This is a genomic window from Acetobacterium sp. UBA5834 (assembly GCF_002435675.1).
Taxonomy (GTDB): Bacteria; Bacillota; Clostridia; order Eubacteriales; family Eubacteriaceae; genus Acetobacterium; species Acetobacterium wieringae.
In genome coordinates this window covers 22622-45753 of the sequence record NZ_DJGY01000025.1, presented here as the reverse complement: position 1 = coordinate 45753, position 23132 = coordinate 22622, and the positions used below count along the sequence as shown (strand labels likewise).

Here is a 23132-nt window from a genome sequence, read left to right as displayed (position 1 = left end):
GTCAATTTAGTTGGTCAAAAACATAATATCAGTATGAGATGATAACAATCGAAGGGATCAATGCTATTTTAGAGTTGCATAAAGATCCCGATCATGCATCGGGCTGGTTGATGGCAACGAAAGACGGCTGGTTTGGGCAGATTAAATTTATTTACCCAGGAAATGGAGCAAAACAATGAACAATCAGGTAAAAAAAATTGGAATTCTAACAGGTGGTGGCGACTGTCCCGGTTTGAATGCCGTAATTCGGGCAGTAACCAAAGCGGCGATCGCCAATTACGGTTACGAGGTGATTGGTTATAAGTTTGGGTACCGGGGGTTATACAATAATGACTTTATCAAATTGGATGCCCATAGCGTATCAGGAATTCTCCACAAAGGAGGAACCATCCTTTATAGCTCAAATAAGGATAATCTTTTTGACTACCAGGTGGAAGAAAATGGCCAGTGTGTTAGAAAAGATGTGTCCGATGTGGCGGTAGAAAATATGAAGAAAGAAGGGGTGGATGTCCTGGTGGTTCTCGGCGGGGACGGGACCCTGACCAGTGCCCGGGATTTTGCCAGGAAAGGAGTCAAGGTTATTGGGGTGCCTAAAACCATCGATAATGATTTATCTAAAACGGATGTGACCTTTGGCTTTAATTCAGCAGTTGATGTGGTGGTGGATGCCCTGGATAAGCTGCATACAACAGCAGAGTCCCACCATCGGATTATGGTTCTGGAAGTAATGGGTCGAAATGCCGGCTGGATTGCCCTCCATGCCGGGATTGCCGGTTCTGCCGATGTGATTCTGATACCGGAAATACCCTTTTCGCTGGATGCCATTGTCACAAAAATGAATGAGCGCAGCCAGCGGGGCCTGCCCTTTAGCATCATTGTGGTGTCCGAAGGGGCCATGGAAAAGGGTGGGGAGCTGACGGTTGCCAAAATTGTCAGTGACTCTCCGGATCCGGTGCGTCTCGGAGGCATTGGCAATAAGCTGGCCATAGCGCTGGAAGCACGAATCACTGATCACGAAATTCGCAGTACGGTTTTGGGTCATCTTCAGCGGGGGGGCATTACCTCGGCTTATGATCGACTCCTGTCGACCCGTTATGGGGTGGCAGCGGTGGAGCTGATTGCTGAGGGTAAGTTTGGAAATATGGTGGCGCTCCAGGATGGCAAGATGACCAGTGCCCCGTTGGAAGAGGTGATCGGCAACAATAAACAAGTGGGCGTTGATTCGGAGTTGATTCAGGTGGCCAAAAGTCTGGGGGTATCCTTCGGCGAATGACCGGGGATCACTGCCAAGGTGATTCGTGTTTAGTAAAAAAATGCCCGGACAGAAAAGTATTTCTGCCTGGGCATTAAGGGAAATCAGGATAATTTAATAACTGCGGATAAAGACTGCAGTAGAAAATTACTCAGTTCTTATTCTGGAGTTACTTCGGGGGTGTCGCTGGTGATTTCGTCAAGATCTTCTTCGAGCACCACATCATCGTCGTCGACTAAAATTTCTGAAAGGACTTCAAAAAAGAAACCTTTTGCAGAAGCCAGCGATTCGTTGTGGGCGAACATTGCCAGTTTGTGGTAATCGACAAAACCATCTTCATCAGCATACGGTTTGAGTCGTTGCAGAAAAAATTCTTCGGTAATGGCATCTTCAAACTTTTCCTGAACCGTGTTAAAGACTGTAATTAATTCACTTTTTTTCATTGTTATTACCTTCTTCAGCGTTATTTCAGCCGGTGCCGACTGATAAATTAATTATAGGAGCGGGAAGCCAAATAAACAAGGTTTATTTGCAAAACCAGACAAGAAATTTGGGCGAAACCGTTTTAAAAGAAAGAATGGATTTTTGACGCCATTTTATAGTATACTTGATAATAAATTAGAATGATTTAAATTATCCACTGTAACGAAAGGAAGTGAAGCGAGTAAATGGACTTTTTATTGGAATATCCGCCAGTTTTGCTGGCTCTATTTGCCGGATTGTTCACCTGGTTTGTCACCGCTTTAGGGGCATCTCTGGTCTTCTTTTTCAAAGAAATTAACATTAAGGTATTAAATGCCATGTTGGGTTTTGCCGCCGGGGTGATGATTGCTGCCAGCTTCTGGTCGCTGTTGGCCCCAGCCATTGAGATGGCCGAGGGAAGTCCCTTGCCAGCTTATGTGATTGTGTCTCTGGGTTTTCTGGGGGGCGGTTTTTTCCTTTGGCTGGTGGATCGCCTGCTGCCTCATGTTCATCCTGGTACCAATCACCGGGAGGGGATTAAAACCTCCTGGCAACGCAGTGTATTGCTGGTTTTAGCAATTACTTTCCATAATATTCCCGAAGGTCTGGCGGTGGGGGTGGCTTTTGGTGGTCTGGCTTCCGGTTCTCCGGCAATGACCCTGGCCGGGGCCGTATCGCTGGCTTTGGGGATCGGTCTGCAGAATTTCCCGGAAGGAGCAGCGGTATCGATTCCCCTGCGGCGAGAAAACATGAGCCGACGCAAGGCCTTTTTGATTGGTCAATTCTCTGGTATGGTGGAGCCCGTTGCAGCGGTGATTGGGGCAGCCGCAGTAGTCTTTATCGCCCCGATGCTGCCCTTTGCCCTGGCCTTTGCCGCCGGTGCCATGATCTATGTGGTGGCAGAAGAGTTGATTCCGGAAGCTCGGCTGGGTCATGAAGGCGATATTGCTACCATCGGCGTCATGTTTGGTTTCACCCTGATGATGATTCTGGATGTGGCTTTGGGATAAAAATTAAGACTAATAGTTAAATTGAGACCAGCGAACGAGGAGAAAAAATGTTAATAATCGGACCCCACCTGTCAATTGCGGGTGGATTTACGAAGGCGGGTCAGGAAGCCGTAAAAATTAAAGCCAATACCTTCCAGTTTTTTACCCGAAATCCCCGGGGTGGTAAGGCCAAAGCACTCGACCCGGAGGATGTGGCCGGACTCCGGCAGATTATGCTAGCGCACCAGTTTGGTGACCTATTGGCTCATGCGCCCTACACCTTAAATATGTGTTCGGCTACTCCGAAGACCCGGGAATTTGCCCGGATGGTATTTAAAGAAGATTTGCTGCGACTGGAAGAGCTGCCCTGTGAGCTTTATAATTTTCACCCCGGCAGCCACACCGGACAGGGGGTGGAGCAAGGCATTAGCTGGATCACCCAGATTCTCAATGAGGAAATGTGGCCCGAGCAGAAGGCCACCGTAGTGTTGGAAACCATGTCCGGCAAGGGCACTGAAATCGGCCGAAGTTTTGACGAATTAAAAAGGATCATCGATCAGGTGGCATTAAAAGATAAAATGGGGGTCTGTCTGGATACCTGTCATGTTTACTCAGGAGGATATGATGTGGTCGGAAATCTGGAGGGGGTGCTGGAAGATTTTGAGCGGATCATCGGTTTGAACTATCTCAAATGCCTGCATTTAAATGACAGCATGATGCCGTTTAACAGCAACAAAGACCGCCATCAAAAGATTGGTTTGGGAACCCTGGGGATTAATGCCTTTAAGCAGATTGTCATCCACCCCCAACTAAAAGACCTGCCTTTTTTTCTGGAAACGCCCCAGGCAGATACGCAGGATTATCAAAAAGAAATCGAATTGCTCCGATCTTTTTAGATCCGGGGGAAAATCCGGCGTAATATAACAAAAAAAGCAGGGATGGCTGACCCATCTCTGCTTTTTTGTTGTTTGGAGCTAATCCTTTACTGGCGCTGTGATACTGGCGCTGTGATTTTAATCGAGTTAGATTAATAAGGATAATACATAACCCAACAGGACATCTTCATTAATGTCCCAGGGATCCGCCATAATGCTTTCATCCGCTTCGGTTAATTCTGGATGTTGGGCCATATGGGTTTTAAAATAGTTCAGATATTCAGAGTCAATGGTTTCCATATCATACCTCGCTAGTACTTTCCGTGATCGACTACATATTGATGAACCGCCTGGAGTTTCTTAAGATCCAGGCCTTTGCCCCGGATAATTGCTTTGCCGGTGGTAAAGATATAGCCGCCGCCGGGTGCACCGGCATCGATCATCTTTTTTGCAATATCGATACACTCTGTGGTGGAGTGGGATTTCAGGACTTCAATGGGATAATTGCCCATGACGCACATGGTTTTACCGACCTTTTCTTTAATCGTCTTCATGTCGCCGTATTCAAAAATTCCGATCACATGGGGGGGGAGACTGGTCAGGTGATCATAAAACTTCGACCAATTCCCCTCAATAAATAAGGCGACGGTATAACCCATCCCAGTGAGGGTATTGACCAATCGGGAGAAGGTCGGCCAGTAAAAACGCTCAAACTGCTGGGGACTTAAAAAAGCGGGCATGTGCAAGGGCATAAAAATAGCAGGGATTCTTTTTGGCGGACCGGAATAGCTAGTCACCCCCCAGCGTAGCATCAGCGGCAGCAGCGCTTCACAGGCCTGCTCCACCAGTTCGGGGCAGCGGTGCATATCCACCGAAATGCCCATAAAACTGCGGAGCTGATCGGCCAGAAAATCAAAGGGGGCTTCGATCATATTGTCAGAAATAATTGGAACTTCCGCTGTATCACGGCAATGGGCATCAATTTCCTTTAAAATCTGGCTGTGGCGCAGATAACTCAGGGCTCCTTTGGCCAGGTTGAGTCCGCCCAGCATTCCGGGTTTTGCAAAGGCTTTGTACTGCCGGGGCAGAACCTTTTCTACCAGGGTTTTAAAGGGATCCTTGATCAGCTCTTCATACTCACTGGGCAGCATTCCGCAGACTTCAGGATGCTGCATAAAGCCATCCTTATTGGGCACGAAATTCTGAGATTCGATGATGGTGTACATTCCCGGACAGCGCAAAAAAGCCGCAAAGGCGGCATCGACCTTCATATCCTGATAGTAAACGGGCAGACATTCCCGGAGAATCTCCAGATTCCAGGTGGCTGTTTTAAGGTGCTGACCACAATAGTCCACCGCCACTTCCGGGCTGTTTAAGGCAAAAATAGGGATCCGGTCTGGTTTTTCCAGATTTACGGCTTTTTCAATACGGATCAATCGTTCGTCCAATAATCCTTTGGCATCACTCATTTATTGCGACCTTTATCCTTTTGCGTTGAAATCAGCTGAAATATTGTATGTGTTCAAATTATCATTATTTTTGACAATTGTCAATCTTTATTGAGACGAAAAGTGTTTGAAAATAAGGCTTGATTCGGGCACCAAAATGTGCTACTATGATGTTAATAAGTGAGCAAGTGTTCACATATTAAGGAGATACAATGAGTAAAGTTTTGAAAAACGATCATACCGAGGAAACCTTGTTTGAGGTGGCTGAATTTTTTAAGGTACTGGGTGATCCAACCCGCATAAAAATCGTCTCGGCGCTGTTTGAAAATGGCGAGTTGTGTGTGAATGATATTGTCAACCTGGTGGATGTCACCCGAACGGCGGTATCTCATCAATTGCGAATTCTTAAAGACAAACGGATCATTAGTTATCGAAAAGAAGGTCAAATGAAATTTTATCATCTGGATGATGCGCACGTGGAAGTGATTGTCCTCTTAACCATCACCCATTTAAGCCATCATTAGGAGTATTGAAAAGAGGTTATCAGCATGAAGCTATTTTTAGAAGGACTTAACTGTGCCAATTGTGCCGGAAAAATTGAAAAATTGGTTGGTAAAATGCCAAATGTTCAGGCAGCCAGTCTGTCTCTGGCCACCGGATCATTGGTGATTGATGAAGGGGAGGGATTTGCTCAGGACGAAACCTATGATGCCATTGTCAAACTGGTGCATTCGCTGGAGCCCCATGTTGTGGTTTCCAAAAATCGCAAATCAACGGCAGCAGCCGAGCCCTGTGGTTGTGAGGGTCATGGTCACGAACATGTTCATCATTCGGGTGAGAAATCTCAATCCGCAGGGCATTCCCACGCAGGAGCTCTGGGCGATATGGATAAACGGCAGAAACTGGAACTGATTACGGCCATTGGATTGTTTATTCTGGGTTTTGTGTTTCAGGCGTTTCTGCCCGCAAATCTGGAAGTCGTCACGATTGGGATTTTTCTGGGGGCCTATTTATTGGCCGGGTATCGGGTGATTCTGTTGGCCTTTCGTAACATCGGACAAGGTCAGATATTTGATGAAAATTTTCTGATGACCATCGCCACCTTTGGGGCCCTGGTTTTAACCGAATGGCCGGAAGCTGCTGGGGTTATGATCTTTTTTGGTATCGGCGAATATTTCCAGGATCGGGCTGTCGACAATGCCCGCCGTTCAATTGCCGAAACAATCAGCTTTAATGCCATTACTGCCAATCGGGTTGGCCCCGAAGGGGAGGTAGTTATTGATGCCAAACGAGTAAAGGTGGGTGATGTGCTGGTGATCAAACCCGGCGAAAAAATCCCTGCCGATGGGATCATCATGGATGGGATTTCCCATTTGGATACCTCGCCGCTGACGGGTGAATCCTATCCCCGGAAGGTCGAAAAGGGGGATGAAATCCTCAGCGGGATGATCAATGGTAATGCGGTGCTGAAGATGCGGGTGACGAAAGACTACGAAAACTCCACGGCCATGAAAATTATGCACCTGATTGAAGAAGCCAGTGATAAAAAAGGTAAAACCGAAAAATTCATCACCCGGTTTTCTCATTATTATACCCCGATTGTGGTCTTTTCAGCAATTGCTATGGCCATTATTCCGCCGCTTCTGATTCCTGGTGCGTCCTGGGAAACCTGGTTTTATCAGAGCCTGATCTTTCTGGTGGTGTCTTGTCCCTGTGCCCTGGTATTATCGATTCCGATCAGTTATTTTGGTGGGATTGGCCGGGCTTCCAAGGAAGGGGTTCTGATTAAGGGTGGAAATTATCTGGATGTTCTTTATCAAGCGGATGTCTTTGTCTTTGACAAAACCGGAACCCTGACTCAGGGTGAATTCAAGGTCATCAAAACTGTAGCGGCTCCAGGCTTTAGCGAAGCAGAAGTGTTAGCGGCCGCAGCTGCCGGGGAACACTATTCCAACCACCCCATTGGCAAGGCAATTACGGCCCATGCCCAAATTATTGTTGATGAAACCCGGTTAAAAAATTATGCCGAAATTCCCGGCAAAGGTACCCGGGTGGAAGTGGACAATCAGGTAATCCTGGCTGGAAATAAGAGTCTTCTGATCGATCATCAGATTGAACTGGCCGAAAATGATGAGGCGGGTACCATTGTCTATATTGCCATCAATAAGCAACTGGCTGGGTACCTGGTATTGGGGGACAAAGTCAAAGATAATACCTTTGCCACCTTGCAACAGCTCAAAAAACTGGGCGTCAAAAAAACCGTGATGCTCAGTGGGGATAATGCCCAGGTTGCCAACCAGATCGGTCAGCAGCTGCAGCTTGATGAAGTGATGGGCGATTGCCTGCCCCAGGATAAGGTGACGGCCTTTGAGCGAATCAAGGCTGACAATCCGGAGGGTAAAACCATCTTTGTCGGCGACGGCATGAACGATGCCCCGGTGCTGGCGATGGCTGATGCGGGGATCGCCATGGGGGCCCTGGGTTCAGACGCCGCCATTGAGGCAGCCGACATCATTCTGATGAAGGATGATCCCATGGATATTGTCAAGTCGGTGGACGTTGCCAAATATACTCGCCGGATTATGATTCAGAATATTGTTCTGGCTCTGGGGATTAAAATTACGGTACTGACTTTGACCTTCTTTGGCATGGGTGAGATGTATCTGGCAATTTTTGCCGATGTTGGTGCCGCCATCCTGACTATTTTAAATACCACCCGGATTCTCCGTTATCGGGGAAGCTGGCAGAAAACAAAATAGAAAAAATGAAAAATCGCTGTTTATCAGCGATTCAGACTGTCAAAAAAGATAACCTAGTACCGACAATTGTTACATCATGTTGTACGCATCGGAGCGGACACGGCAACGCCTGTCCGATTCCGCAGCGTACAACAGATTAACAATTGGTCGGTACGGGAGTTTTTCGACAACCGCAATCGCTGTTTATCGGCGATTTTTTTTGGTTAAAATTTACCCGTCAGAATTGGAAGCGTTTACTTGACAATCGGATGTTAAAGGTGTATCATACGACTAAACATGTACACACATGTCACACAAGTTTTTTATGAGATGATTTTTTTAAAGAAGGGGTATTAAAATGCTGGATTTAAAGGTATTAACACAGGCAGTTGGAGATTTAGAAGAAGAAGATGTAATGGATCTGCTCAATGATTTTGTGGCGACGAATCCTTCTGAAGCAGAAGCACAGGAAGCCGTTGCTGCCTGTCAGGGTGGTATGGCACTGGTTGGTGATCTGTTTGAAAAAGGCGAATATTTTGTTGGCGATCTGATCTTTGCTGGCGAATTGTTAACCGAAGCTATCAATGTGCTAAAACCGGTTTTAGGCGGTGATGATTCAGCAGTTGCTGGAACGATCGTTATCGGAACGGTTCATGGTGACTTACACGATATCGGAAAAAATATCTTTAAGAGTATGTCGGAAGCGGCAGGATTTGAAGTGATTGACCTGGGGATTGATGTGGCTCCAGAAATCTTTGTCGAGAAAGCCAAAGATTGCAATCCGGCGATCATTGGTATGAGTGGAGTCTTAACATTAGCGATCGATTCGATGAAAGAAACGGTCGATGCGCTCAAAGCTGCTGGCATCGATGCTAAAGTGATCATTGGCGGAAATCCGGTTACGAAAGAATCCTGTGAATATGTGGGTGCTGATCAATTTACCACCAATGCAGCAGAAGGCGTTAAAATCTGTCAGGGATGGGTCTAAGCCTTAATAACCCCAAAATAAAATAAAAATACGAGGATAAAGGGGAGCGTTAGCTCGGATCTTTATCCTTTTTTTATTTACACGAAAGAGAAATAGGATGACTCTTGATCAAATAGAGACATCTTTATTAGCGCTAAATTTATAAGATTTGTAGATATTTGTATATACAGGTCGATATAAGTATGGTATAATTTCGACAAACGATTTCATCAAAATCGGAAAACTTTATGTTTAGGAGGAGAGGGTGAATAATTTTTTTAGTCCCGCAGAAATCTGCGAGAACATGGTGAACGGATGTAATAATAAAGCCAAGCTGCCAATCAGTAAAATGCTCGTTTTGGGTATTTTTGCTGGTGTCTTTATTGGTTTTGGGGCTTATGGTTTTACGGTTATTACATCGGGTGCCGGTACTGGTTTTGAAGCGACCTTTGCCAAGTATATTGGGGCTGGGGTTTTCCCGGTGGGCCTGATGCTGGTGGTTATTTGTGGTGCAGAACTGTTTACTGGAAACAACCTGATGACCTTATCACTTTTCAAAAAAGAAATTACCGTCGGCGCAATGTTGCGTAACTGGGGTGTGGTCTGGGCAGCCAATCTGGTGGGATCTGTTTTACTGGCTTATTTAATGTCACAAAGCGGTCTCTATGGTGAAGCGATGACAGCAAAAGCTATTGGCATTGCCGAAGCAAAATGTGCGATTCCTTTAATGCCAGTGATCATCCGGGCGATTTTCTGTAACATGCTGGTTTGCCTGGCGGTCTGGATGCAATCCGGGGCCAAAGATATCATCGGTAAGATCTTTGCGATCTGGTTCCCCATCATGCTCTTCGTTTTGTCTGGTTTTGAGCATAGTGTGGCCAACATGTTTTTTATTCCCATGGGGATCTTCTGCGGCGCAGATGTAACCTGGGCCCAGGCTTTTCTGAACAATATTCTTCCAGTAACCTTGGGAAATATTATTGGTGGGGCCGTTATCATTCCTGCTTGCTATCATTTTACCTATGCTAAAAAATCAGCGGCATAAAAGTTGACAGTTTAGTAACTTTTGCTCTTCATTAAGAGAAGAGCAAAGGCCTCTAAACTTAAAGAAATAAAAATTTGTATGATAAATATCAATTATACCATTATCAAAAAAAATAATTTAGGTTATAATTAAAAGAACTTTGAAAAATATTAAACTAGAAATTCCAGGTGTGATCATTTAGATAAAGCCAGGTTGATAAACGTGGTGGTGGTATTCAATTTACACCTTTAAGGGAGTGGAACTTAAATTATGAAACATAGCATTGTAAGATCCATCGAAGGATTATATGAGGATCGAACCCTGGAACTGGTACGGATTGCTATTCGAAAAGGGTTTAAACCAATTGACATTTTTAATTGGCTCCAAACCGGAATGGAACGGGTTGGTAAATTATACGAAACCAGTGATTATTTTATTGCGGATTTGATTTTTGCCGGGATCATTTTTCAGGAAGTGATGGAGCTGGAAGAATTAAAAGAAGTTACTAAGGTAACCCCTAAAAATAAGATCGGGCGACTATTGCTTTTTTCGGTGTTTGGAGATTGTCACGATATTGGCAAAAATATTTTTGGTTCCTTTGCCAGAACTGCCGGATTCGAACTCATTGATTTAGGGACGGATGTATCGCTGTATCAGGTCATCGAAGCTATTGAAACCGTCAAACCGGATATCATCGGCATGAGTGGTATGCAGCAGGAAACCATTTATGAAATGCGGGCGGTAGTCTGTGAATTGGTTAACCGGGGCATCCGGGATGATTACCGGGTCATTATCGGTGGTGCTGTCATTGATGAAAAGGCAGCTCAGATAGTTGGTGCCGATTTTGCCACTAAAGATGTGATGACTGGGGTCGAGAAATGCAAATTATGGATGATTGAAAAAACCGGAAAAAAACAATAAATAGAAAATAGACCAAGGTGGTAGAGAAATGGGATCCCCCGAATATTTAAAAATAGTCGATGCAATAAAAAATAGAATAACCAGTGAAGAAATTAAACCGGGTGATGCCATACAATCTGAGAATCTTCTCTGTGAAGAATTTAATGTCAGTCGCATGACGGTCAGAAAAGGGTTAGCTGTACTTGTCAATGAAGGGTATATTTACTCCATACCAGGTAAAGGAAACTATGTTTGTGAGCCGAATCTGGATTCGTACACCCTTCATTTTGATGAAATGATGACGACTGAAAAAAAAGGTGAGGAAATCCGACTGATTGAAGTCAACGTCGTGAAGCCCAGCTATGAGGTGGGCTTTAACCTGGAAATCTCCGAAAACAAACATGTCATCGTGGTCAAACGGGTATTTGTCAGCGATGGGGTGGTAAAGGCCTTTGATGTTAAGTATATTCCGTATTACCGGGGCATTCCGATTGTCGAGAAAGAAATTCGCTATGCGACCTTTCCCGAAATGGTGGCCAAAAAGAACTCCATTTTTGCGATGACCAAAAAGCTGAAGATTCGGGCCATGGCAGCAACCGGCGAAGTTAGTCAGGTGCTGGATATCATGGAAGGTGATCCGGTGCTGGTGGTGGAACAGAAGCTGATGGATGAAAAAGATCACCCCATTGGATGGGGTCTTATGTACTTTACCGGTGACGATTCAGGGTTGGAGGCAGTCGCTTCCTTCGATTAGTTATGAATAACTGAGGTATGGGATGAAAGAAAGTATCTTATTAATTGCGTGTGGAATGATTCAGGACGAGATGAGCTTGGCGATGAAAAATACCGGCATCAATTATGACACCATTTGGATGAGTGCAGAACTTCATAACAACCCGGATATGCTAAATCAGGAACTGCAAAAAGAGATCAACCGTCATCAGGAATACGACACCATTCTGCTCAGCTACGGGAATTGCGGCAAAGCCCTGATCGGATTGCGTAGTGACCATGCCAGATTGGCGCTGTTGCGCTCTGAGGATTGTATCCAGATTCTGCTTCATAATAAGGAGAAACTCAAATCGATCCGGGGTGAAACCTACTTTATCACCCGCGGTTGGATGATGGGGAAAAAGTCTTTAAAAGAAGAATATCATTATGCCATCAACAAATATGGGCCCAAGCGGGCTGAAATGATCATGGAAATTATGTTTAAAAACTACAAGTCCCTGATGATGATTGATTCAGGTGCCTATGATCTGGATGAGTGGATTCATTGTGCCCGCCACCTAAGCCAGGTGCTGAAACTGGATTTTGTAATCACCCAGGGTGATGTGGAAATCCTGGAAATGTTTCTGTCGCTTAAATGGGATCACCGGGTGGCCGTGATCGAGCCGGGACAGGAAGTGACTAAGGACGATTTTGGGGTGGAATGTGTTGTGGCATCCTGTGCCAATATGTTTAAAATGTAAAAATGCGGATTTGATTGACTTACTCGGGAGATACGAAAAACGTGTCTCTCTTTTTATTTTGTGTTGCCGCAGACTATTGTGCCAAAGGGTTGACTCCCGGCAGTCATACAGGTGTAGACAGACAAATGGGAAAACAGTATAATAATAAATGAGTTTTACGGATGATAAACAAGAGAGGAAAACCAATGAAACTGGAACTATTGTTAAACGAACTAAAAATAATCGAAGTAAGAAACAGTCTACCGGACTGTGAGATAGAAAAAATTTGCTATAATTCCCGGGAAGTCGTCCCCGGCAGTCTGTTTGTGGCCATCCCTGGCTACGTCACAGACGGGCATCGCTATATCGGTAATGCCATCGATGGTGGTGCGGTTGCCGTAGTTTACCAAAATGATCTGGCTGACTATCAGCCGGAGGTCTGCTACATTAAAGTCGCTGATTCCCGCTATGCGCTGGGAAGCCTGGGAAGCTGCTTTTACGGGAAGCCATCGCAGTCGATGTTGGTCACCGGGATTACCGGAACCAATGGAAAAACCTCGCTGACCTATATGCTTAAGCATATTTTTGAAAGCGAAGGTAAGAAATGCGGTTTGATTGGCACCATCCATAATCTGATTGGCGACCAGGTGGTTGATAATCGAGGCCGGACGACCCCGGAATCGCTGGAAGTCCAGGAGATTATTAAAGAAATGAAGGATGGCGGTTGCAGTCATCTGTTTATGGAAGTTTCTTCCCATGGTCTGGCTCTAGATCGGGTCAATGGGGTGGATTTTGATTATGGTATTTTTACCAATCTGACCCAGGATCATCTGGATTATCATAAAACCTTTGAAAATTATTTCGAAGCGAAAGCCAAACTTTTTTTTCAGCAAAACAAGGCTAGCATTGTCAATGGCGATGACCCCTGGGGGCAGAAGCTCTGTGAACTGCTGGCACAAAAATCGGCGACGTCGGTGATTACCTATGGCTTAAAACCAGGGAACGATTATTATGCCAAAGATCTGGTTTTGGAAACGACGGGAACGGCGTTTACACTGGTTACTCCAGTGGCACAAGAAAAACTGTTTTTAAATATTCCCGGTGAGTTCATGGTTTATAATGCCCTGGCAGCCATCTGTGTCGCCGTCGCCGAAGCGGTGCCGATGAGCGTGATTCGGGAGGCCCTGGCGACGATGCCGGGGGTTTCCGGCCGGATGGAAATTCTCGATGTGGAAGCCCCCTTTGATGTGGTCATTGATTACGCCCATTCGCCCGATTCGCTGGAGAAATTGCTCCAGTCGGTGCGAAAAATATTTTCGGGTCGGATTGTTCTGGTCTTTGGCTGTAACGGCGACCGGGACAAGGAAAAACGGCCAATCATGGGCCGGATCGCTGGCACCTATGCCGATATGGTGGTGGTCACCTCGGACAACCCTGCCAGTGAAAATCCGATGGATATTATCAATGCGGTGGTGGCGGGGGTTCGGGAGAAAACCGATCAGGTTGCCACGGTTGAAGTCCGGCAGGAAGGGATCTATTATGGTGCTACCCTGTGCGGTCCGGGAGATGTGTTGGTGCTGGCTGGAAAAGGCCATGAAAAACAGGAGATTATGAAAGACGAAACCCTCTATTATAACGAATGGGACACCGCCCGGGAAGCCGTTGCCCGGTTGAAAGGGAAGTCCGATAATTAGAAAAGGACAAGCAAAAAGCGCCCATGAGGCGCTTTTGTCATTTTTCCAGGTTTTCCAGAGTTTCCAGCCGATCCATGATGGCCAGCAATTCGTCTTCCAGTAGGGCCTTTTCGTTGGCCAGTTCCTCTAAGACGGTGTAATCCCTGGTGGTTTCTGACAGCTTCTGAGTGACAAAATCCAGTCGTTGATCCTTGGCTTCGAGATCCAGCAGCAGGGCTTCCTGCTCCCGTTTTTCCTTATAGGTCAGGCCGGGCTTGCGGGTTTTCGGTTTTTCACTGGCCGGGGCGGCGGTTTTTTTCTCCGGCTGTTCCGGGCTATTGTCTTTGGTACCCAGGCCAGTCAGGGGATGTTTTTTGATATAGTCCGAATAATTCCCGGTTTGGCTGGTGATCTGGCCTTTACCGTCAAAAGATAAAATCTGTTCACAGGTACGATCCAGAAAATAACGGTCATGGGAAACGGTCAGTACCGAGCCCTGAAACTCGTCCAGGTAGGCTTCCAGAATCGTCAGGGTGTCAATGTCCAGATCGTTAGTGGGTTCATCAAACAGCAATACATTGGGAGCCATCATCAGGATGCCCAGCAGATAGAGCCGCCGTCGTTCGCCGCCGGAGAGTTCGGAGATATACACCCATTGGCTGTTTTTATCAAACAGAAAAAGCTCCATCATTTGAGCGGCGGTGACCGTTTCACCCCGGGAATTTTCCATGACTTCGGCTTTTTCCCGGATATAATCAATGGCCCGGAGGCTCAGATCCATATCCTCGGATTCCTGGGAAAAATAACCGAGTTTAACGGTATCCCCCAGGGTGATGGTGCCGCTATCCGGCTTAAGTTTTCCGGCCAAAAGATTGAGCAGGGTCGATTTGCCATATCCGTTTTTACCGATGATCCCAATCCGTTCACTGGGACCGAGGATCATCGAAAAATCGCTGATAATTTTCTGGGGGCCAAAGGATTTGCATAAATGCTCGATTTCAATGACTTTTTTACCCAGCCGGGAAAAGCCCACCGAGATTTCCATTTGATTTTCGGACAGATCGGTGGCCTGGTCTTTAATTTCTTCAAACCGCTGAATTCGGGCTTTCTGTTTGGTGGTTCGGGCCCGGGCCCCCCGGCGGATCCAGGCCAGTTCCCGGCGGTAGAGGTTTTGACGCTTGGCTTCAATGGCGTTTTGAGCTTCCCGGCGATTGGCTTTCTGTTCTAAAAAGTCTGAATAATTGCCGGTATACTCATAGAGCTGGCCTTTGTCCAGTTCAATGGTGCGGTTCACCACCCGATCCAGAAAATAACGGTCATGAGTTACCATCAGCAGCGCCCCTTTGCGGTTTAACAGGTAGTTTTCCAGCCAGGCAATGGTGTCATTGTCGAGGTGATTGGTCGGCTCATCGAGAATCAGCAAATCACAAGGTGTCAGCAGGGCCGAGGCCATCGCCACCCGTTTGCGCTGGCCACCGGAAAGCTGCTTGATTTTTTTATGGTAGTCGTGAATACCCAGCTGGGAGAGGATTGTTTCGACCTGGGATTTTAGATTCCAGAGGTTTTCGTCATCAATACGCTGAGATAACGACAGCAGCCGCTTTTGCAGGGGGGCATCTTCCGGGGAATCTTCCAGGGCGGCCAGGGTGGACTCATAATCCCGGACCAGGTTCATTTCCGGCGAGTTGGCGCAAAAGACCTGGGAAAGCACCGTGGTATCCGGGTTAAGATCGGGATCCTGGGGCAGGATTTCGACCCGCTTGGTGCCAAAAAATTTAACTGCACCAGCGTCGGGGCTGTCGAGGCTTCCAATAATCTTAAGCAGCGAGGTTTTACCAGAGCCGTTGACCCCAATCACCCCGATCTTGTCAGTGTCGGCGATGGAAAAAGAAATATCATGAAAAAGGGTTTTGACCCCATAGGTTTTTTTTAAGTTCTCAATACTGGCTATATTCATTGACTCGTCCTTTGTGTTTTTGTTTTGCTGATATTTTATCATAAATTGGGGGATCTTGGAAAAACTTTACAAAAAGTCCTGAAAATAGTATCATGTAGTCATAATAATTCGAAGTAGATTAAGGTGGGGTGAACAGAATGATGTTGGGTAAAACCGTTTTTATTGCAAAAAGTGCCGATGTAGTGGGTAAAGTAAAGCTGGGTAATTTTATCTCGGTGTGGTTTCAGGCAGTCATCCGGGGGGATGTGGACAGTATTACCATTGGCGATCGCACCAATATTCAGGATGGTACGGTGGTGCACGTGGCTCCAGGTTATCCCACAGTCATCGGTGCTGGCGTGAGCATTGGTCACAATGCCATTATTCACGGCTGCGAAATCGGGGATAATGTCTTAGTGGGGATGGGGGCGATTATTCTTAACGGAGCCAAAATCGGCGATAACTCCATTGTCGGTGCCGGTTCACTGGTGACTCAAGGCAAGGTCTTTCCGCCCAACTCACTCATCATGGGCAGCCCAGCTAAGGTGGTTCGGGAACTGAAGCCGGAAGAAATCCAGAGCATCCGGGACAATGCCGAAGAATATCTGGATACCATGAAGGGTTATATGTAAACCGTCTGCTAACTCTGAGCAAATAAAAAAAGACCCAAGGGGTCTTTTTTAGATGGTTAAAACTTGACCGGGGTCAGGCGAAAGCGTTCCAGTGGTTTGTGTAAAATGGTGACCAGGACAACCCCAAATACGCCCTGCAACAGGCTAAACGGGACGTTGACCAGCGGACCGGCAATATTGCCGTACATAATCACTTCAGAAACGTAGTAAACGGCCGTCATGGCAATCACTGCCGGGAACATCCCAAGGAGGATATTTTTGTCAGGGAAACGCTTCATCAGATAGCCAAAAATAAAGGCCATTGAGCCTTTGGCAATAAAAGTCGGCAGCACATAGGCGCCGTAACCGCCAAAATAGTCAGCGCTGGCCGAGCCGATGGCGGCAGCAATCAGACCGCCCCAGGGCCCCAGGATATAGGCAGATAACAGTACCGCCCCATCGCCGGGATGGATGTAACCGGTCGGCAGGGGAATCTTGATCAGGGAGGTCATGATGAAAGTCAGGGCCATCATCAGGGCAGTGTAGGTGATTTTTCTGGTTTGTTCGTTCATTTTCTTTCCTCGTTTTCTAAAAAATGCCAGGCATTTGCAAAATGGATCAAGATTGCGCAATCATGATGGGTGAAAACAGGCCACAGCGGCCAGGTGTTTTTGCAATTGCCGATAAAAAATACTAAGCCGCAGAAAACCCTTGGCTTAGTATAGAATTATCCCATATTATTTTTAGAATACAAGGGTTTGAATGACCTGATTTTTTTAAAAATCTGAACCCATCAAACCTGCTCAATAAAGATACTGACAGCACTCACACCGGGAAGGTCAGTTTTATCCGGATTGTTGGGGGAAATGGTCAGGCTGATGGTATAGCCGCTGACAGTTCCCTTCAGATTGGTGGATTCAGAAACGGTTTCCTCGCTATAATCCGGGGCGACAGCCAGCAGACTCTGGTAAAAACTAAGGATTTCATCAGTGGAAAAATCCGAAACATAGGCCGCTTTCCAGCCTGGTTTGCCTGCGGCGGTGGTGATCTGGTTCGATTCGGAAACGCTGGTTACGCCATACAGCGGAACCATCTGGATGGGATAATTGCCCGCCAGTAGACCGGCTTCATCAACATAGAGATCGGCCTGATTTTCGGAAATGACCGTTTGCATGTCCTGGGGCACCACAATAGCAGTGGTAGCGGTGGTATCCGGCAGATTATTTTTAATTTGGTCAGGTTGTTTGGTCGTTGTTGTTTCTTCAGCGGTTGTTTTTTGATCGGTCGTTTTTTCGTCATTCATCAGCTTTGGGATCATAAAGACGGCGCCAGCAATCAGAACCCCAATTAGGACAACCGAAAGAATAATATAACGTGTTTTCATAATGACTCCTTTTTGGAAATGGACAGATCAATTGGAAACGGCGGTAGTCAAATCGTTTTGTTTCCCAATGATCTGTGTAACGAATGAATAGTTCGCCCTTATTATAACCCATATTCTTAATTTTTTGAATAAACATTTCAAAAAACTTGATTTTATTAAGGATATTGGATAGAATATAAAACAGACCTTTTTACTTTTAAATCGTTATTAACTATTGTATTCAACTAACTAAAAAAATAAATGTCAGGATAAGGACGCTGTGGGGAATGCTTTAACAGAGAGATGATCACTTCGGTGAAAGATTGTCAAAAGATACCTCAGAGAGATCACCTTTGAACAGGATTTCTGAAGACTTAAGTTGGCCATTGGTTAATTAAGCTTAGGAAATCCCGGGGAATCGTTAACTTCATGGAGTGGGCAGTTGCTGCCAACTTGGGTGGTACCGCGATTTTTCGTCCCTTGGATTTTTCAGGGGGCGTTTTTTGTGTTTGGCGAGTCTTGTGCGATTACGGATTGCGTGATCCCAAAGCGTATTACTTAAGCGCAGAAAATAAACACAGATTAAGCAATGCAGTTATGTAAACTAAGAGAGACTTAATGGAGGTAGAAATATGGCGCAGTTTAAAACATTAATAGAAGGAAAAATTGGCGACAGAGAAGATGCAATCTCAAAACAATGGGAAGCGATGAATCTGTTGCAGCAGAGTATTGATAACCGGGCGGGGAAACAGGACTTTGTTTTTTATGAGGGTCCCCCAACGGCTAACGGCCGTCCCGGAATCCACCACGTGCTGGCCCGGACACTGAAAGATACGGTCTGTAAATATAAGGTCATGGATGGCTATCGGGTGCTGCGTAAAGGCGGCTGGGATACCCATGGTCTGCCGGTGGAAATCGAAGTGGAAAAACAGCTGGGGCTGTCCAGCAAACCGGAAATTGAAGCCTATGGCATCGATAAGTTCAACGAAAAATGTAAGGAGTCGGTCTTTAATTACGAAGGTCAATGGAAGGAAATGAGCCGCAAAATGGGTTATTTCATTGACATGGAAAACCCTTACATCACCCTGGATAACAATTATATTGAATCGGTCTGGTGGATTCTCGATAAATTCAATAAAGAAGGGTTTCTCTATGAAGGGCATAAGATCATGCCCTATTGCCCCCGCTGTGGTACTGGTCTGGCCTCCCATGAGGTCGCTCAGGGCTATCAGGAAATCAAAAGCAACACCGTTGTTGCGGCCTTTAAACGCAAGGATGCCAACGAATACTTTTTAGTCTGGACCACTACCCCCTGGACGCTGGCGGCCAATGTGGCACTGGCCGTTCATCCCGAGGCCGATTACATCAAAGCCCGCAGCAATGATGACGTGTATATTTGCGCCAAGGTGCTGGCGCCCAAACTCCTGGGCGATGACTACGAAATCATTGAAGAAATGAAGGGAAAAGACTTGGAGTACGTTGAGTATGATCAGCTGATGCCCTTTGTGACGCCCGATAAAAAAGCTTTTTTTGTCACCTGTGCCGACTATGTCACCACCGAAGATGGTACCGGGATTGTTCATATCGCCCCGGCTTTTGGGGAAGATGACTACAAGGTTGGCCGGGCCTACCATCTGCCGGTGCTGCAGCCGGTGGCCGAGGACGGCAAATATACCGACACCCCCTGGAAGGGACAATTTGTCATCGATGCCGATCTCGATATCATCAAATGGTTAAAAGCCGAAGGCAAGCTGTTCAAAAAAGAAAAGGTGCTCCATAATTATCCCCATTGCTGGCGCTGTAAAACTCCGCTTTTATATTATGCCAAACCGAGCTGGTATATCGAAATGACCAAGATCAAAGATACCCTGATCGCAAATAATAATGGCGTTGAGTGGTACCCGGATTTTGTCGGCGAAAAACGTTTTGGCAACTGGCTGGAAAACCTCAATGACTGGGCGATCTCAAGAAGTCGCTACTGGGGAACGCCGCTGCCGGTGTGGCGCTGTGATGCGTGCGGTAAGCTGGAAACCGTCGGTTCCCGAAAAGAACTGGTGGAACGGGCCATTGAGGGGATTGACGAAAGCATTGAGCTGCACCGCCCTTATGTGGATGATGTTCATTTCACCTGCCCGGATTGCGGCAAAACGATGACCCGGGTCAAAGACGTTATCGACTGCTGGTTTGATTCCGGCTCGATGCCTTTTGCCCAACATCACTATCCCTTTGAAAACAAAGAACTGTGGGAAGAACAATTCCCGGCTGATTTTATCTGTGAAGGGATTGACCAGACCCGGGGTTGGTTCTATTCATTACTGGCGATTTCTTCCTTTGTCACCGGTAAAGCGCCCTATAAAAAAGTGCTAGTCAATGACCTGATCCTCGATGCCGACGGCCAGAAAATGTCCAAATCCCGGGGCAATACGGTTGATCCCTTTGAAATGTTTTCTGAATATGGGGCGGATGCGCTGCGTTGGTATCTGCTTTATGTCTCGCCGGCCTGGACGCCAACTCGTTTTGATGTCAAGGGGATTAAAGAGGTGCAAAGTAAATTTTTTAATACCTTAAAAAATACCTACCATTTCTTTGCCCTGTATGCCAATACCGATAGCATCGATCCAAGAGAATTCTTTGTGCCCTATGCCAATCGTCCCGAAATTGATGCCTGGATTCTTTCTAAATACAACCGTCTGGTTAAAGAAGTCCGGGAAGAAATGGACGTCTTTGACCTGACCAAAGCGGTCAAAAAAATCCAGAATTTTGTTAACGAAGATTTATCCAACTGGTATATCCGCCGCAACCGTCGCCGGTTCTGGGGAACCGAACTGACGGAGGATAAAAAAGCCGTTTACAACACCACCTGGGAAGTGCTTGAAGGGGTGGTTCGGCTGTGTGCGCCCTTTGCGCCATACATCACCGAAGAACTGTATCAGAAGCTGACCGATGGCGTATCCGTCCATCTGGCGGATTACCCGACCGTCAATGAAGCGCTGATTCAGGATGCCATCGAAGAACCGATGGATCTGGTACGGGAACTGGTCAGCCTCGGTCGTGGTGCCCGGGAAGAAGCCCAGATCAAGGTTCGCCAACCGCTATCCAAGATCATTGTCGATGGCAAGTACCGGGAAACCCTGGGCGATCTTTGCGTCCTGATTGAAGAGGAACTAAATATTAAAAACGTCGTCTTTGAAGATAATCTTGGTGACTTCATGAACTATGCCTTAAAACCCGACTTTAAGGTCGCGGGCCCGATTCTCGGTAAGAATGTCAAGCTGCTGGGCAAGGCCCTGGCTTCAGTGGAAGCCAGTGAGGTGGTGGCCAAGCTGGAAACTGACGGCAGCTTTGTGATTGAGCTGGATGGCGAAAGCCTCGAACTGCGCAAAGATTTCATCGACATCCGGATTTCCGCCAAAGAAGGCTTCAATGTCCAGATGTTTAACAATAAGTTTGTCATCCTCGATACCAGCCTCACACAAGAGCTACTCGATGAAGGCTGTGCCCGGGAGTTTGTCTCCCGGATTCAGCAGTTGCGAAAAGCCAACGGCTTCGAAGTGATGGATCGCATCGATATCACTTACAGCAGTGATGAAGCGATGGATCGGGCGATTGAGATCTATACTGATTTTATTAAAACCGAAACCCTGGCTGATACGATTACGGTTAAGGCCGGTGTTGGGGAAGTGTTTAATCTCAATGGCCATGATACCGGGATTGAACTGACAAAGAAATAAAATAAACCCCGATCAAACAGGTGTGATGCTTGATCGGGGTTTGTTGTTTTTTGCAATGAAATAATCCTATTTTTCTTCATACTGGGGATAATAGCCCAGAAACTGAAAATATTCGGCCTTTTCCTGAATAATCGGCAGTAGGTTGACCAGAGTGTTTTGGGAGATATTGCCGGTGAAATCGACAAAAAACAGGTATTCCCAGTTCTCTTTTAACAGTGGCCGGGATTCGATCTTACAGAGGTTGAGTGAAAACACCGAAAAGATCCCGATGATTTCATAGAGCGCCCCGGGACGATGGGGCAGATGAAAGGCGATGCTGACCCGGGTGGGGTTTTCAAACAGTTCAATCTGCCGTGAAATTATCACAAACCGGGTGACGTTGGTCTGGGAAAAGTTGATATTCTCCGCCAAAATCGATAGATTATAGATTTCCCCGGCCCGTTTGCTGGCAATGGCTGCCATTGTCGGGTCGTTCTGGCTGGCCACGTACTCGGCGGCAATGGCGGTATTGAAATAAGGAATGCATTTCCAGTCGGGATAATCCTTTAAGAATTCCTCGGATTGGGAAAAACCCTGGGGGTGGGAATAAACCTCGCTAATGCGCTCCAGACTGGCGCCCTTGGGGGCCAGTAGACAGTGCCTGGCCTTAATTTCCTGCTCGCCGACGATATAATACTGGTAGCGGGACAGCAGATCATAAACGGCTGCAATTGATCCGGTGGAGGAGTTTTCAATTGGTAGCACTCCGTAATCAATGGACCCCTGGCTGAGAGCGACAAACACATCTTCAAAGGTCTTGTAGGCAAACAGTTCACAGTCATGTTTAAAGAAAGACAGGCTGGCTTCTTCACCATAAGAACCCCGGGTACCGGCATAAGCCACCCGCGGTTCTTTTTTTAAGGTATGGGGATAGACCGCAAAGGCCTCATTTAAACAAACAATGGGATTGGCTTGATGCTGCATCTCAGTAGCCCAAGTTCTGGCCCACCAGAATCACCTTGATCCGGCCGGGAATGCGGCTGTGACGGGTAGTCACGATATTGACACACATGCAGTCATCACTATGGCAATTGGCACAGTTGCCGGTCTCATAACAGGGGGTTTTGGCGTTTAATCGGATGGCGTTGATTGGTGCCGCCACGTTCTGGGCCCGATAAATGGCGGCGTCGACATTGGCCACCACTTTGTTGATGCCAGCGATAACAATCACCTGTTCCGGGCCAAAGCACATCAGGGCCACCCGGTTGCTGAGTCCGTCGATATTAACCAGTTCACCAGACATAGTGATGGCATTGGTACCGGTCAGAAAGGTGTGGGCCAGTACGCCCTGGGCCACCACCTCTCTTTTTTCCTGGTGGGTTTTAGCCAGGCTGCGGTCAATATATTGATAGTTGCCATTTTTAATCGCATCGAGTAAGCCAATTTCCTTGATCGATTCGGAACCGCCATGGGTGACGCTGGCACCTTCTGGAATCAGTGACAGGGCCAGTTCCAGGGCCTCACTGGCAGTTTGGCAATAGTAGCCTTCAAAATTTCGTTTTTCAAGTTTTTTGATTAAAGATTTACTGAGATTTTGATAATTCTCTTCCTTATAACCCAAAATATTACCTCCAGAGATAAGAATAATCTTATTATAATCCAAAGCTGTTAAAAAAACAAAATTTATTGTTAAAATGGGGTATAATATTAAAAAACATGCAATCGCAGAAGAG

At 46.5% G+C, this 23132-nt stretch carries 22 protein-coding genes; 14 read left to right on the top strand and 8 right to left on the bottom strand.

Going from position 1 to position 23132, the window contains the following annotated elements:
* Positions 1–38 precede the first annotated feature (38 nt).
* Together B3F51_RS05475 and B3F51_RS05470 are read left to right on the top strand one after the other, a co-directional pair.
* Positions 39–179 (top strand): hypothetical protein, encoded by a 141-nt coding sequence (locus B3F51_RS05475; protein WP_175440908.1) that lies wholly within the window; start codon positions 39–41, stop codon positions 177–179.
* Positions 176–1273, top strand: coding sequence for a 6-phosphofructokinase (locus tag B3F51_RS05470; protein WP_250933663.1), 1098 nt, complete (start codon positions 176–178; stop codon positions 1271–1273). The genes B3F51_RS05475 and B3F51_RS05470 overlap by 4 nt, the downstream gene beginning before the upstream one ends.
* A gap of 137 nt (positions 1274–1410) precedes the next feature.
* Here B3F51_RS05470 and B3F51_RS05465 read toward each other — a convergent pair whose 3' ends face one another.
* Positions 1411–1695 (bottom strand): hypothetical protein, encoded by a 285-nt coding sequence (locus tag B3F51_RS05465; RefSeq protein ID WP_070370436.1) that lies wholly within the window; start codon positions 1693–1695, stop codon positions 1411–1413.
* A 225-nt stretch (positions 1696–1920) separates the two neighbouring features.
* Between B3F51_RS05465 and B3F51_RS05460 the strand changes: the two genes are divergently transcribed.
* Positions 1921–2724, top strand: a complete 804-nt coding sequence (locus tag B3F51_RS05460) for a ZIP family metal transporter (RefSeq protein WP_070370437.1) — start codon at positions 1921–1923, stop codon at positions 2722–2724.
* A gap of 47 nt (positions 2725–2771) precedes the next feature.
* Positions 2772–3599, top strand: coding sequence for a deoxyribonuclease IV (locus B3F51_RS05455; RefSeq protein WP_286945927.1), 828 nt, complete (start codon positions 2772–2774; stop codon positions 3597–3599).
* A 126-nt stretch (positions 3600–3725) separates the two neighbouring features.
* Here B3F51_RS05455 and B3F51_RS05450 read toward each other — a convergent pair whose 3' ends face one another.
* On the bottom strand, positions 3726–3878 hold the full coding sequence (locus B3F51_RS05450) for a hypothetical protein (RefSeq protein ID WP_228881208.1): 153 nt from the start codon (positions 3876–3878) through the stop codon (positions 3726–3728).
* 11 nt (positions 3879–3889) lie between these two features.
* A complete protein-coding gene (locus tag B3F51_RS05445; protein WP_286945925.1) occupies positions 3890–5047 on the bottom strand; it encodes a uroporphyrinogen decarboxylase family protein in 1158 nt (385 codons plus the stop codon).
* Positions 5048–5238: 191 nt separating this feature from the next.
* Between B3F51_RS05445 and B3F51_RS05440 the strand changes: the two genes are divergently transcribed.
* From B3F51_RS05440 to B3F51_RS05405, 8 genes are all read left to right on the top strand, one after another.
* A complete protein-coding gene (locus B3F51_RS05440; RefSeq protein ID WP_070370440.1) occupies positions 5239–5550 on the top strand; it encodes an ArsR/SmtB family transcription factor in 312 nt (103 codons plus the stop codon).
* Between the two features lie 24 nt (positions 5551–5574).
* Positions 5575–7785, top strand: coding sequence for a heavy metal translocating P-type ATPase (locus B3F51_RS05435; RefSeq protein ID WP_286945923.1), 2211 nt, complete (start codon positions 5575–5577; stop codon positions 7783–7785).
* Between the two features lie 337 nt (positions 7786–8122).
* Entirely contained in the window at positions 8123–8752 is a 630-nt protein-coding gene (locus B3F51_RS05430) for a cobalamin B12-binding domain-containing protein (protein WP_070370442.1), read from the top strand.
* A gap of 244 nt (positions 8753–8996) precedes the next feature.
* Complete coding sequence (locus B3F51_RS05425; protein WP_070370443.1) at positions 8997–9776, top strand: formate/nitrite transporter family protein; 780 nt, start codon at positions 8997–8999, stop codon at positions 9774–9776.
* 249 nt (positions 9777–10025) lie between these two features.
* Positions 10026–10676, top strand: coding sequence for a cobalamin B12-binding domain-containing protein (locus tag B3F51_RS05420; protein ID WP_070370444.1), 651 nt, complete (start codon positions 10026–10028; stop codon positions 10674–10676).
* A gap of 28 nt (positions 10677–10704) precedes the next feature.
* On the top strand, positions 10705–11409 hold the full coding sequence (locus tag B3F51_RS05415) for a GntR family transcriptional regulator (RefSeq protein ID WP_286945920.1): 705 nt from the start codon (positions 10705–10707) through the stop codon (positions 11407–11409).
* 22 nt (positions 11410–11431) lie between these two features.
* Positions 11432–12127: a DUF1638 domain-containing protein gene (locus B3F51_RS05410; protein WP_070370446.1), complete on the top strand. Its 696-nt coding sequence runs from the start codon at positions 11432–11434 to the stop codon at positions 12125–12127.
* Between the two features lie 185 nt (positions 12128–12312).
* A complete protein-coding gene (locus tag B3F51_RS05405) occupies positions 12313–13800 on the top strand; it encodes a UDP-N-acetylmuramoyl-L-alanyl-D-glutamate--2,6-diaminopimelate ligase (RefSeq protein ID WP_286945917.1) in 1488 nt (495 codons plus the stop codon).
* Between the two features lie 37 nt (positions 13801–13837).
* Here B3F51_RS05405 and B3F51_RS05400 read toward each other — a convergent pair whose 3' ends face one another.
* Positions 13838–15736: an ABC-F family ATP-binding cassette domain-containing protein gene (locus B3F51_RS05400; RefSeq protein ID WP_286945915.1), complete on the bottom strand. Its 1899-nt coding sequence runs from the start codon at positions 15734–15736 to the stop codon at positions 13838–13840.
* Between the two features lie 137 nt (positions 15737–15873).
* Between B3F51_RS05400 and B3F51_RS05395 the strand changes: the two genes are divergently transcribed.
* On the top strand, positions 15874–16347 hold the full coding sequence (locus B3F51_RS05395; protein WP_084633523.1) for a gamma carbonic anhydrase family protein: 474 nt from the start codon (positions 15874–15876) through the stop codon (positions 16345–16347).
* Positions 16348–16403: 56 nt separating this feature from the next.
* Here the strand turns inward: B3F51_RS05395 and B3F51_RS05390 are convergent, their stop codons facing one another.
* Together B3F51_RS05390 and B3F51_RS05385 are read right to left on the bottom strand one after the other, a co-directional pair.
* Entirely contained in the window at positions 16404–16898 is a 495-nt protein-coding gene (locus tag B3F51_RS05390; RefSeq protein ID WP_070370449.1) for an ECF transporter S component, read from the bottom strand.
* Between the two features lie 221 nt (positions 16899–17119).
* Complete coding sequence (locus tag B3F51_RS05385; protein ID WP_148638454.1) at positions 17120–17710, bottom strand: hypothetical protein; 591 nt, start codon at positions 17708–17710, stop codon at positions 17120–17122.
* Between the two features lie 611 nt (positions 17711–18321).
* Between B3F51_RS05385 and ileS the strand changes: the two genes are divergently transcribed.
* On the top strand, positions 18322–21420 hold the full coding sequence (ileS, locus tag B3F51_RS05380; RefSeq protein ID WP_286806278.1) for an isoleucine--tRNA ligase: 3099 nt from the start codon (positions 18322–18324) through the stop codon (positions 21418–21420).
* A 66-nt stretch (positions 21421–21486) separates the two neighbouring features.
* Here the strand turns inward: ileS and pheA are convergent, their stop codons facing one another.
* On the bottom strand, positions 21487–22383 hold the full coding sequence (pheA, locus tag B3F51_RS05375) for a prephenate dehydratase (protein ID WP_250933645.1): 897 nt from the start codon (positions 22381–22383) through the stop codon (positions 21487–21489).
* A 1-nt stretch (position 22384) separates the two neighbouring features.
* Entirely contained in the window at positions 22385–23020 is a 636-nt protein-coding gene (locus B3F51_RS05370; RefSeq protein WP_070370455.1) for a lactate utilization protein, read from the bottom strand.
* Positions 23021–23132: the final 112 nt, after the last annotated feature.

Coding starts and splice junctions, on each gene's coding strand:
- B3F51_RS05475 (WP_175440908.1), top strand. CDS start 39: ATGATAACAATCGAAGGGATCAATGCTATTTTAGAGTTGCATAAAGAT.
- B3F51_RS05470 (WP_250933663.1), top strand. CDS start 176: ATGAACAATCAGGTAAAAAAAATTGGAATTCTAACAGGTGGTGGCGAC.
- B3F51_RS05465 (WP_070370436.1), bottom strand. CDS start 1,695: ATGAAAAAAAGTGAATTAATTACAGTCTTTAACACGGTTCAGGAAAAG.
- B3F51_RS05460 (WP_070370437.1), top strand. CDS start 1,921: ATGGACTTTTTATTGGAATATCCGCCAGTTTTGCTGGCTCTATTTGCC.
- B3F51_RS05455 (WP_286945927.1), top strand. CDS start 2,772: ATGTTAATAATCGGACCCCACCTGTCAATTGCGGGTGGATTTACGAAG.
- B3F51_RS05450 (WP_228881208.1), bottom strand. CDS start 3,878: ATGGAAACCATTGACTCTGAATATCTGAACTATTTTAAAACCCATATG.
- B3F51_RS05445 (WP_286945925.1), bottom strand. CDS start 5,047: ATGAGTGATGCCAAAGGATTATTGGACGAACGATTGATCCGTATTGAA.
- B3F51_RS05440 (WP_070370440.1), top strand. CDS start 5,239: ATGAGTAAAGTTTTGAAAAACGATCATACCGAGGAAACCTTGTTTGAG.
- B3F51_RS05435 (WP_286945923.1), top strand. CDS start 5,575: ATGAAGCTATTTTTAGAAGGACTTAACTGTGCCAATTGTGCCGGAAAA.
- B3F51_RS05430 (WP_070370442.1), top strand. CDS start 8,123: ATGCTGGATTTAAAGGTATTAACACAGGCAGTTGGAGATTTAGAAGAA.
- B3F51_RS05420 (WP_070370444.1), top strand. CDS start 10,026: ATGAAACATAGCATTGTAAGATCCATCGAAGGATTATATGAGGATCGA.
- B3F51_RS05415 (WP_286945920.1), top strand. CDS start 10,705: ATGGGATCCCCCGAATATTTAAAAATAGTCGATGCAATAAAAAATAGA.
- B3F51_RS05410 (WP_070370446.1), top strand. CDS start 11,432: ATGAAAGAAAGTATCTTATTAATTGCGTGTGGAATGATTCAGGACGAG.
- B3F51_RS05405 (WP_286945917.1), top strand. CDS start 12,313: ATGAAACTGGAACTATTGTTAAACGAACTAAAAATAATCGAAGTAAGA.
- B3F51_RS05400 (WP_286945915.1), bottom strand. CDS start 15,736: ATGAATATAGCCAGTATTGAGAACTTAAAAAAAACCTATGGGGTCAAA.
- B3F51_RS05395 (WP_084633523.1), top strand. CDS start 15,874: ATGATGTTGGGTAAAACCGTTTTTATTGCAAAAAGTGCCGATGTAGTG.
- B3F51_RS05390 (WP_070370449.1), bottom strand. CDS start 16,898: ATGAACGAACAAACCAGAAAAATCACCTACACTGCCCTGATGATGGCC.
- B3F51_RS05385 (WP_148638454.1), bottom strand. CDS start 17,710: ATGAAAACACGTTATATTATTCTTTCGGTTGTCCTAATTGGGGTTCTG.
- ileS (WP_286806278.1), top strand. CDS start 18,322: ATGGCGCAGTTTAAAACATTAATAGAAGGAAAAATTGGCGACAGAGAA.
- pheA (WP_250933645.1), bottom strand. CDS start 22,383: ATGCAGCATCAAGCCAATCCCATTGTTTGTTTAAATGAGGCCTTTGCG.